Annotated in this window: 13 protein-coding genes; 3 read left to right on the forward strand and 10 right to left on the reverse strand. The window is 34.5% G+C overall.

The features are described 5' to 3' along the window. The 4 genes from M0Q17_RS09645 to M0Q17_RS09660 form a co-directional block, all read right to left on the reverse strand. Window positions 1-572 (reverse strand): Tar ligand binding domain-containing protein (locus M0Q17_RS09645; RefSeq protein ID WP_295086319.1); only part of this gene is annotated, 572 nt, incomplete at its 3' end. Window positions 573-574: 2 nt separating this feature from the next. Further along, window positions 575-1,060: a chemotaxis protein CheW gene (locus tag M0Q17_RS09650; RefSeq protein WP_295086321.1), complete on the reverse strand. Its 486-nt coding sequence runs from the start codon at window positions 1,058-1,060 to the stop codon at window positions 575-577. 2 nt (window positions 1,061-1,062) lie between these two features. Continuing rightward, window positions 1,063-1,449, reverse strand: a complete 387-nt coding sequence (locus M0Q17_RS09655) for a response regulator (protein WP_295086323.1) — start codon at window positions 1,447-1,449, stop codon at window positions 1,063-1,065. 21 nt (window positions 1,450-1,470) lie between these two features. Beyond that, window positions 1,471-2,931, reverse strand: a complete 1,461-nt coding sequence (locus tag M0Q17_RS09660; RefSeq protein WP_295086325.1) for a response regulator — start codon at window positions 2,929-2,931, stop codon at window positions 1,471-1,473. Window positions 2,932-3,045: 114 nt separating this feature from the next. Between M0Q17_RS09660 and M0Q17_RS09665 the strand changes: the two genes are divergently transcribed. After that, entirely contained in the window at window positions 3,046-4,305 is a 1,260-nt protein-coding gene (locus M0Q17_RS09665) for a response regulator (protein WP_295086327.1), read from the forward strand. Further along, window positions 4,302-4,964, forward strand: a complete 663-nt coding sequence (locus M0Q17_RS09670; RefSeq protein WP_295086329.1) for a response regulator transcription factor — start codon at window positions 4,302-4,304, stop codon at window positions 4,962-4,964. Before M0Q17_RS09665 ends, M0Q17_RS09670 begins: the two co-directional genes overlap by 4 nt. 77 nt (window positions 4,965-5,041) lie before the next feature. Here the strand turns inward: M0Q17_RS09670 and M0Q17_RS09675 are convergent, their stop codons facing one another. Then, window positions 5,042-5,788, reverse strand: coding sequence for a response regulator (locus M0Q17_RS09675; protein ID WP_295086331.1), 747 nt, complete (start codon window positions 5,786-5,788; stop codon window positions 5,042-5,044). A gap of 94 nt (window positions 5,789-5,882) precedes the next feature. On the opposite strand from M0Q17_RS09675, the gene thiS reads away from it, so the two are divergent. Next, window positions 5,883-6,083 carry a sulfur carrier protein ThiS gene (gene thiS, locus M0Q17_RS09680; RefSeq protein ID WP_295086333.1) on the forward strand — a complete coding sequence of 67 codons (201 nt, stop codon included), beginning with the start codon at window positions 5,883-5,885 and terminating at the stop codon, window positions 6,081-6,083. On the opposite strand, the gene acpS is transcribed toward thiS, so the two are convergent. The 5 genes from acpS to M0Q17_RS09705 form a co-directional block, all read right to left on the reverse strand. Beyond that, entirely contained in the window at window positions 6,057-6,425 is a 369-nt protein-coding gene (gene acpS, locus M0Q17_RS09685; protein ID WP_295086335.1) for a holo-ACP synthase, read from the reverse strand. The genes thiS and acpS overlap by 27 nt on opposite strands. Continuing rightward, the gene (fliL, locus tag M0Q17_RS09690) at window positions 6,426-6,974 is read right to left on the reverse strand and encodes a flagellar basal body-associated protein FliL (protein WP_295086337.1); all 549 of its coding nucleotides are present in this window, start codon (window positions 6,972-6,974) and stop codon (window positions 6,426-6,428) included. 64 nt (window positions 6,975-7,038) lie between these two features. Continuing rightward, complete coding sequence (locus M0Q17_RS09695) at window positions 7,039-7,296, reverse strand: hypothetical protein (RefSeq protein ID WP_295086339.1); 258 nt, start codon at window positions 7,294-7,296, stop codon at window positions 7,039-7,041. Window positions 7,297-7,368: 72 nt separating this feature from the next. Continuing rightward, window positions 7,369-8,715: a DNA repair protein RadA gene (radA, locus tag M0Q17_RS09700; RefSeq protein ID WP_295086341.1), complete on the reverse strand. Its 1,347-nt coding sequence runs from the start codon at window positions 8,713-8,715 to the stop codon at window positions 7,369-7,371. A gap of 128 nt (window positions 8,716-8,843) precedes the next feature. Continuing rightward, a complete protein-coding gene (locus M0Q17_RS09705) occupies window positions 8,844-8,948 on the reverse strand; it encodes a hypothetical protein (protein ID WP_295086343.1) in 105 nt (34 codons plus the stop codon). Between the last annotated feature and the right edge of the window lie 16 nt (window positions 8,949-8,964).

The following is an 8,964-nucleotide window of genomic DNA, read 5'->3' on the forward strand; positions in this document are numbered from 1 at the left end:
TCTTTAACAGCATCTCTGTTGATATTATAAACCTCTTGGATAGCATTGAGCATTGTTGTACGAACGGGACGCACACTCTCTATACTTTGTGTCAGCTCTTGAAAAAGTGTTTCAACTTCTTCAAGGTCTCTCGTTTTGATAATCTTTTCTATATTAGCATTAAAGCGTTTTGATTCTGCTAGCCACCCTGCATATCCCTCTTTAAACTTTTTCCATTCAACTTTTACTGCTTCTGATTGCTCAAGTGCTTCATTAGCTTTTATACCACCATCAGCACGTTCAAATGCTGCATTAATCTGTTCTAATGCATTATTTATTTTTGCTGTTCTATCTGGATCTTCTTTTAGTCCTCGCACTCTATTTTGTTGAATAATTGCTAACTGGATACCATTTCTAGTTGTCCCTACATTCATAAGAGAAGGTGTTCGTAAGTTTCCAATCTCATCTACATCTGTTTTCCAATTTACGGTTGCGCTATATCCCATCCAACCCAAAATAGCTAAAGCTATCACTAAAATACCCGTAAGTAACATTAACTTTGTTTGTAAAACCATATTTTCTAACCAATTCATCTCTATTCTCCTTGTGTTTGTGTTTGTTCAATACCGACCAGCTCATCAGCTTCAAAAAGCTTAAGCACATCTAAAATCATCACTACGTAATCCTCTATTTGAGCAACTGCACATATAAAATCCGTATCAATTGAGCTTCCGAATTTCGGAGGTTCACTCAAACTTGATGATTCGATGGAAGAGACCTCTTCGACTCTATCTACGATAAACCCGATACTAATCTTTTGTACCTCGACGATAATAATAGCCGTGTGCATATCTGACTCTCTATGCTCCATGTTAAAACGAAGCCTTGTATCAACGACTGGTATAATCGAACCACGTAAATTTATTACCCCTCTCATGTATGCTGGGATATTTGGAACTTTTGTTATGCTCATCATTGCGATAATCTCTTTGATTCTGTTTATCGCTATCCCGTACTGCTCGCTTCCTATATGAAAAGTGAGATATCTCTCCCTTCTTGACTGTGTTGTATTTTTATCCATAATTAGACTCCTAAGACCATTTGTAAAGATTTTACAAGTTTGTCGTCACTAAAGGGCTTTACCATCCAGCCCGTAACACCTATCTCTTTTCCACTCATTTTCATTTCGTTTGAACTCTCCGTTGTTAAGATGATAATCGGTTTGTTTTTATATCGCTCGTCTGCTTTAATAGCACGTGCAAGATCCAACCCGTTTAACTGAGGCATATTTACATCACTGATAAGAAGATCAAAATTTTCACTTCCATTTTGTAGTGCCTCTAAAAGTTCCATTGGGTTTAGATAAGATTTAAACTCTATTGTTTTAGAATTTATCATCCCCTCCAAAGCCAATTCCGCCGTTGCAATAACCGCTCTTGAATCATCAACAATAATTACTTTTTTTGCCATTTATCTCTCTCCTTGTTTTTTTTAAAAAAATTCCATACAATCTTCATCATCCGCACTTACTTCTTTGTTAGAGATAATTCCCTCTATCTGCATGCACGAACTAAAGAATGAACTATCAAGATAATGAATATCCGCCGTATCTTGTAAAACAAATATATGCTCTCTCCACGAAGTAAGATCCTCACCTAAATGTTCAAAAAGCATAATCATTGTTTTTGTTTTTGAACTATCTTTACTTAGAATCTTTGCGCTATCTTTGATAAAAACTCCCAAAGAAGTAAGTGCATAAGCAAGAGCGGTAAACTCAAAAAGATTATTGATAACACGAACATAGATATTAAGAACAGAATCAACAAAATCTATAAAGTTTTTCTCAGAAGGATCTTTTTCAATCAAGTTGAGTCCCTCTCTCCACTCCTCGTCTATGCTTGAGAGTTCAAGAATCTCATCTAAAATATCACCTATTTCATCAACATAATCTGCTGCACTTGTTTTACGGATAAAACTTTGATGCAGAAGCTCTCTCTCTTTGGATTCTATAACTCTTACTTCTTTTATGCTCTCTTTTGGTTCTATAACTTTGACTTCTTTTACCCTCTCTTTGGATTCAATAACTTTGACTTCTTTTACACTCTCATTTGTATGCTGAATTTTTATATTCTCTGCTGAAGTTCTCTTTATTTGCATCTGCTGTAATAGATCTTGTGCAGCTATTTCTCTCTCAATAGGCTTGCTTAATCTTGCACATAAGATATTTTCTTGGACAATAACCTCTGTTCCAAACTCACTGAGCATACCTAAGATTTTTTGCTCTAAAACGATTGCTTCTTCAAACTTCATTGTGATGTAAAACTCTTCATAGCTCTCTTCGACTATAATAGTCATCTTGCCACCTTTGCTCATGAGCTTGTAAAAGAGTTCAATGACTTTGTCAAACTTGCTTGATACTGCTGTAACCTTGCCGTTGTATCTGTCAAAGAGCCACATGCCAAACTCCATCATCGCCTCTGCATCAACTATGTCAAAGATAGTTTTGTACGAAGGAATGTCTGAATTAAAAGGGTTTAGTATTATTTTTTTATTTCTGTCTTTAAAACCACCTAATTTCAAACGAAATGAGGAAGCAATACTTTGAAGTTTAAAACGAATTAGCTCCCTGTCTATGGGCTTGTTGATATATATATCGACACCTACTAGACTCATCTTATCTTCAACACGAGAATCAAGAACGCCAGTTACTGCGATAATAACAGTTTGAGGATATCTCTCTTTTATAATTTTGGACGCTTCAAAACCATCCATTCTTGGCATCATAATATCCATCAAAATAATATGAGGATGCCATGACTCCGCAATCTCTACAGCTTCAAGACCATCAACTGCGTCTTTAATCTCAAAACATTCCAAATTTCTGCATGTAGCTCTTAAAACTAAACGATTGTCTTCATCGTCATCAGCTATAAGAAGTCTTAATTTTTCCATTACTACTCTTTTAATAAACTCTGTTGAGTGTATTAAATCAAACAAGAATGCAAAAAGAATGCAAAATAGGCTAATTTTGGTAAAATAGCCTTAATGTTTTTAAAATGGATGATTATGGACTCTATAGTATTGACCTCAAAAATGTTACACGACATTCGCAATAGTTTAAATACTATTTTGGGATATTCACAAATATTTCAGGATGAAGAGGACCTTTGTGAAGATCAAAAAAAAATGGCTATCTCCATGGAGAGGGCAGCTTCTAAGATAGCCACTCTTTTATCTTCCAAAAAAGAGGAGATTGCAAAAGATGTTGCACAAAAAAGTTCCCAGCCAAAAGAGATACGCAAAGAGTCGTTAGGGTCAAAAATAGTCATCATTGATGATAGAGAAGAAAATCTCTCGCTAATTAGCGAGATTCTCTCTCCCTACAACTATGATATAAGAGTTGCCTTAAATGGGGAAGAGGGGCTAAAAATCATCGAAAATTTTCATCCAGAGCTAATTTTGCTTGATGTAATAATGCCTCAAATAGATGGCTATGAGGTTCTTAGAGAGCTAAAGCAAAATAAGCTTACTCAAGATATTCCAGTAATTTTTCTAACAGCAAAAGATACTACAGAGGATGTCGTAAAAGGGTTTGAAGCAGGTGTTACCGACTATATAGCAAAGCCGTTTCATCCAAAAGAGCTTATTGCCAGAGTTGGGACACATCTGCAAAAAGCAAGACTCTTTGCAAATTTAAAAAGGCTTATGGAGGAGTCGTTCCATGAACTATATACACCTCTTAGCATCATAAGTTCGGCTATGCAGATGCAGGAGTTGAAATATAAAAAAACTAGCTATACTCAAATGTCGCTTGCCGCATGTAAGACTCTGCAGAATATCTATGATGATTTATACTACTCAATCAGCTACTCCAATAAAATAAGAGAAAAAAGTATTTTTGATTTTAGTCTGCTTCTTAATCAAAGAGTCCAATATTTCAGCTTAGCAGCCCAGAGCCGCTCTTTGAGATTTAACATAAATATGCCGCAACAGATGCCAATTTTACTAAATCAAGAGGAGATGGGTAGAGTTTTGGACAACCTTATTTCAAATGCTATTAAATATACAAAAGAAAATGACGAAATAAATATATCTATCAGTAAAAAAGGGGATAAATGGGTATTTTTAATTTGCAATCAGGCATCTAAAGATATAGATGTTAAAAAGATATTTAAAAAATATAATCGCCAGCAAGAGGAAATTTTCGGACTTGGTATCGGTCTTGAACTTGTCCAGTCAATATGTAAAAAGAACGATATCAATATTGTTGCCGAGACGAATAATGAATTATTTTGTATGAAAATAAAATTACCGCAAATAAAATGAAAATATTACTAATGGAAGATGAACTGCATCTAAGGCAGAATATTAAAAAGTTTTTAAATATCAAAGGGTATAAGGTAGATGATTTTGAAAATGGGGAGCAGCTACTAAAATATGCTAATCTGCATGATTACGACTGCCTGATACTAGATATAAACACTCCTGAAATTGACGGATTTGAAGTTCTTACGTATATTAGAGAAAATGATATCTCAACCCCAACTCTTTTTATAAGTGCCCTGACAGATGTACAAAAAGTGCTTAAAGCTTTTGAACTAGGAGCCGCTGATTACCTTAAAAAACCTTTTGATTTAGCCGAGCTTGAAGCCAGAATGTTGCGGAGTAATCCAAAAAAATCAAGCAATTGTCATATACAGCTTAATGATAGCTTTAGATATGATTTACAAAATCGCACATTACTAAAAGATGAGACTCCTTCCAAGCTCAGCTTGACACAAAAAAAGTTTTTATACATTTTAATAAAAAATCAAAATAGTTTAGTCACATTCGATATGCTAAGAGATTATGTCTGGGAGGGTAAAGATATCTCACATAGTACGATTTTATCTACGATGAGAGATCTGAAGAAAATTCTACCCGACTCCTTTATCCAAAATATAAAAGGAGAGGGATATATAGGAGTTATCCCGACTACCAAATAGCTAAAAAGCACAGACTAAAGAACAAACTTTTAAAAAAATCAGCCAATACTCTCTATTGTAAGCATTGGCAAAACAGATTAGAATAGAGTCGGTACTATTCTGTAACCAATTCCATAAATACACTCAATAGAGTTTTCAGGCAGCTTCTTTCTAAGTTTTGAGACAAGTTTTCTTATATTTGCGATATCTAAATTTTCATTGAGTTCACTGTAGTGATTGGTAATATCTTCGTTTGAGTATATCATACCTACATTGTCACTAAGAAATTGTAAAAATATAATCTCATATTTTGTTAATATTACTATTTTTGCGTCTACCTGCAATATATTTGTTTTTTTATTAAAGGTAGAGGAGCTATTTATTTTTATCAAAGACTGATTTGTATCAAAATCCTCTTTTTTTGATGAAATTAATTTTTTAGATGCATTAAATAGAACTTTTAAAAGATCTTGATAGTCAATAGGTTTTTTAATAAAACGTTCTATGCCTAGGTTGATAAGTGGAAGTAGATATTTTGTATCGTCGTAAGCCGATACGATTATTATGATTTGGTGTGGATTTATGCAGTAAATATTTTCTACCAATTCTACTCCATTGACACGCGGCATCTGAATGTCTGAGAGAATAATGTCATAATATTTAGACTCTTTTTTATAAAACTCTTTATATTTTCTTATGGCTTCTTCACCGTTTGAAACACTATGCACCTTATTGAAAAAAGTTTTAAGTATCTCTGTTGTGTTAGCTCTAAAATCATCTTGGTCTTCCGCAAAAAGGAGAGACAAATTTCTTGTATGTGCCAATAACTCTTTAGAATTTAACATATTAATCACTTTTAAGTTTTTTTGGTAGAATATTATATCTTTAATTTTATCGAATATTCAACAAAGTAAGATATTATTGTAAAAAAGAGAGTATATGCAACTTATAATTAACGGCGAGATAAAAGAATTTTCTCAAAACATAACTTTAAAGAGAGTTATTCAAGAGTTAAATTTAAGCGGTAAGGTTATGGCAGCTGCCGTAAATATGGATATAGTGAAACAAAATAGTTGGGAGAGCCATATCTTAAAAGATATGGATAAGCTAGAACTACTTGATTTTGTCGGTGGCGGTTGATTCTATTGCAACAACCGCGATGGCGTAATCCCCATCATGCGTAATAGAGAGACTAATATTTAAAATACTAAATCTTTTTAAAAGTTTATCTGATACTTTTAGTTTTGGGGCACCATTTGCTGTTTTATATATTATCATATCTTTAAAACTGCATTCTAAACCGATTCCTACGCCAAGAGCTTTTGCGCATGCCTCTTTAGCAGCCCAAAAACCTGAGGCAGTTTTATAATTTTTTACAAGCTCTATTTCAGATGACGATAAAAATCTCTTAAGAGCTTTTTCTCCAAAGCGCTCAATAAGACCTCTCATACGAGATGTTTTAATAAGATCTATACCTATCATTTACTGAATAACAAACTCTGTAAAGTATATACCTTTTATGCTTCCGTCTGTTATCATTGAATTTAATGTATCAATAATCTGTTCTGAGACTTTTTGTTTCCCTTTTTTAGAGGAGATCTCCTCTAGGGTTTTGGATGTTAAAATCCTTATAATTCTATCTCTTACAACAGGAGATTTATTGTCAAGTTCAGAAGTAAGCTCTTTTCCGTTTAGCTCTAGCGAGATAGTGGCTTTTAGATAACGGCGACCTGCATCACTCTTTAAGTTGACGGTAAAAGTATCAAGCGGATATAAAATACCAATCTCACTTAATTTTCTTGAAACCGTTTCTTCAGAGTCTCTATTGGCTCTGTATGATGTGCTTTGTTGAGTTTGTTGAACTTGCTGAGAAGTATTTTGTTGAATACTTGCACTCTTATCATCTTCGCTCAATAAAAGAACAGTAACTATGGCACCAGCGATGACAATGAGCACTAAAACAACAATGATAATAATCATTAACATCTTACTTGATTTTTTCTTCTCTTCTTTGCTCTCTTCAGCAGCCATGGTTTTTCCTTGATTTTATTTTGCTAGTATATCAAAAAATGTATTATTATCTAAATAAGTGCAATTAATCACAAATAGGGATATCGAGAGTTTTTATAATCTCCTCAAATATATCACCCACAATTCTATCTACGTCATCTTGGTACTCTATAACCATAACATCTTTCGTATCAGATATATTACATGTATATGTCAGAGGTTTTATATCATACTTTGCAATAATTTTATCAACCGTAGAGCAGACTAGTTCACACTCCTCTTTTGTTTCGTATGCAATTGATAGTTTGGCGTATTTCTCTTCACTTTTTACTTGTGCGTCCATATTTAATAATTCCTTTAAAATTTTTAAAATTATACAATGAATACATTAAAACAGATTTTAATGTCTAAGCAATCAGTACCATTCAAGAAGTTTTGTAACTTCATCGACGATAAAAGTTTTGATATTTGATTTTTCAAGAGGCTTTTTTGAAACTAGTGCCTTTGAGATATTTTGCATACTTGCTTCTTTTAGTCTAGCATCCATGGCATACACCTCTCTAACATCACCTACTAGAGAAACCTCTCCTATAAAAACTGTTTGCTTAGAGATTGCACGATTTCTAAAACTACTTATGATTGCAGCTAAAATAGCTAAATCTGCAGAGGTTTCACTTATTTTTATGCCGCCGGTAATGTTTATAAAGACATCATAGCCAGAGAGAGGAATCTCAAGCTTTCTCTCTAAGAGTGCTAAGAGCATGTTTAGTCTGTTTGTATCAAAACCTGTAGCTTGTCTTTTTGAGTTTGCCGTGTGAGACTCTGATACAAGCGCTTGAACCTCTAATATTATGGGGCGAGAACCCTCCATAATAACCGTTAAAGCAGAACCTGCTTGCTCTGAGTTGCGATTAAAAAAGCGTGATGCAACATCTGTCGCAGAGACGAGCCCATCGCCTCTCATCTCAAAAACGCCTATCTCACTTGTCGGTCCAAAGCGGTTTTTAAATCCTCTGAGTATTCTAAGTTCTTGCGAGGAGTCTCCTTCAAAATACAAAACTGTATCTACCATGTGCTCTAAAACTCTTGGACCGGCAATTGAGCCCTCTTTTGTGATATGTCCTATAATAAAGATGGCGATATTTTTCTCTTTTGCGATGCGCATCAACTCAAAAGTAATCTGCCTGACCTGTGTAACCGAACCGGGCGCAGATGAGATATTTTCAGAGTAGAGTGTTTGAATGGAGTCGATAATTATAAAATCATATTTACGATATTCAAGCTCTGTTAAAACCTGCTCCAGCCTTATTTCACTTAGCAGATACAAGGAGTTATGATTTGCATCTAGACGATTTGCACGAAGCTTTATCTGACCTGCCGACTCCTCTCCTGTTACGTAAAGAACATTTTTTCCGCTTGAGGCTATATCGCCGCCTACCTTTAAAAGTAGGGTTGATTTTCCTACACCCGGGCTTCCGCCTATAAGAGTAAGAGAGCCGGGAACAACGCCCCCGCCAAGCACCATATCTAGCTCAATATTTCCGGAACTAAATCTAAATACTTCTTCCTCTTTTATATCGTTGATGCTTTTTGCTTTTGCAGAGGAACTAGAAGCTGATTTTGTCTTTTTTACAACTTCTTGCTGATGCTCATTAAGCTCTACAAAAGAGTCCCATGCTCCGCAGTTTGTACATTTTCCCATCCATCTAGGAGTTGTTAAACCACAGTGCTGACACTCAAAAAGAATCTTTTTTTTAGACATGTTTTTTAGCCTTTTGGAGGTATTTGAAGAATTATACACTTATAGTTTTGAAGATGATGAAAATATGACAAATTGTCATATTTGGAATGATTGTTTATATGCTGAAGCTATTTTTGTAGAGTGTAATGTTAGTTTTCTTCTATAAAAATAGCATCAAGCAAGCTCTCGACAAACTCATACTTGTCAAAAGGGGTTAAGTTTTCGGGTTGTTCGCCTGTTCCCACATATAAGATAGGTAACTCTAGTGCA

Origin of the sequence: Sulfurimonas sp., from assembly GCF_023229105.1 — a bacterium.
Taxonomy (GTDB): Bacteria; Campylobacterota; Campylobacteria; order Campylobacterales; family Sulfurimonadaceae; genus Sulfurimonas.

What these genes read in the sequence shown, in the direction of transcription:
- M0Q17_RS09660 (WP_295086325.1), bottom strand. Translation starts at nt 2,931, where the DNA reads ATGGAAAAATTAAGACTTCTTATAGCTGATGACGATGAAGACAATCGT.
- M0Q17_RS09665 (WP_295086327.1), top strand. Translation starts at nt 3,046, where the DNA reads ATGGACTCTATAGTATTGACCTCAAAAATGTTACACGACATTCGCAAT.
- M0Q17_RS09655 (WP_295086323.1), bottom strand. Translation starts at nt 1,449, where the DNA reads ATGGCAAAAAAAGTAATTATTGTTGATGATTCAAGAGCGGTTATTGCA.
- M0Q17_RS09670 (WP_295086329.1), top strand. Translation starts at nt 4,302, where the DNA reads ATGAAAATATTACTAATGGAAGATGAACTGCATCTAAGGCAGAATATT.
- M0Q17_RS09695 (WP_295086339.1), bottom strand. Translation starts at nt 7,296, where the DNA reads ATGGACGCACAAGTAAAAAGTGAAGAGAAATACGCCAAACTATCAATT.
- acpS (WP_295086335.1), bottom strand. Translation starts at nt 6,425, where the DNA reads ATGATAGGTATAGATCTTATTAAAACATCTCGTATGAGAGGTCTTATT.
- M0Q17_RS09675 (WP_295086331.1), bottom strand. Translation starts at nt 5,788, where the DNA reads ATGTTAAATTCTAAAGAGTTATTGGCACATACAAGAAATTTGTCTCTC.
- radA (WP_295086341.1), bottom strand. Translation starts at nt 8,715, where the DNA reads ATGTCTAAAAAAAAGATTCTTTTTGAGTGTCAGCACTGTGGTTTAACA.
- M0Q17_RS09650 (WP_295086321.1), bottom strand. Translation starts at nt 1,060, where the DNA reads ATGGATAAAAATACAACACAGTCAAGAAGGGAGAGATATCTCACTTTT.
- fliL (WP_295086337.1), bottom strand. Translation starts at nt 6,974, where the DNA reads ATGGCTGCTGAAGAGAGCAAAGAAGAGAAGAAAAAATCAAGTAAGATG.
- thiS (WP_295086333.1), top strand. Translation starts at nt 5,883, where the DNA reads ATGCAACTTATAATTAACGGCGAGATAAAAGAATTTTCTCAAAACATA.